The organism is Testudinibacter sp. 'clade 2' (assembly GCF_006227735.1).
Taxonomy (GTDB): Bacteria; Pseudomonadota; Gammaproteobacteria; order Enterobacterales; family Pasteurellaceae; genus Chelonobacter.
The window spans coordinates 1-612 of the sequence record NZ_VDHB01000256.1; the positions used below are offsets into that span (position 1 = coordinate 1).

Genomic DNA, 612 nt, shown 5'->3' on the forward strand with positions numbered 1-612 from the left:
TTGTGAGTGCCGAGATTGGGAAGAGGGCGGTGGAGAATAATGCTTTATCATTCGATAATGACAAGTTTACGGAATCAGAAAAAATTGATTTTATCAAAAATATGTATGGATTTGATGAAATTGAGGCGGCAGAATTCCTAATAGCTTATCGAAAAGCTGACGGTCAGGGAATTGTTGATGGCGTTGTCGGTACAGTAGATAGCATTATCAATATTGATGAAACTATTAAGACATTAGCCTATGTTGCCAGTCACCCAGGGGAAACATTTGATCAAGTTGTATTATCAATTGATGATTGGAACACTACTTTAGCGTATGCAGTAAAACATGATCCTAAACTGGCGGGAGAAATGTTAGGCTATGTGGATGGTAATTTAACCGGAATCCCTGGCTCAGGTATTGTAGTCGGAGGTACATTTGCCAAAAGTATCCAGAAAGTCGCTCAGACGGTTAAAAACTCACCGGATCTTATCACTAATTTTGCAATTAAAGTTTCTGATAAAATTAATGCAAATAGTAAATTGCCTACTGTTGGGAAAACGATAGGATATGAGAATCAAAAATCTATAATTTCAACAGGTGCAGAAAATGTAGCTCTTTATCCAAAATTAA

At 36.8% G+C, this 612-nt stretch carries 1 pseudogene; it reads left to right on the forward strand.

From position 1 onward, the window contains the following. Nucleotides 1-29: 29 nt before the first annotated feature. Nucleotides 30-612, forward strand: a pseudogene (locus FHQ30_RS13090) (hypothetical protein); the annotation flags it as partial.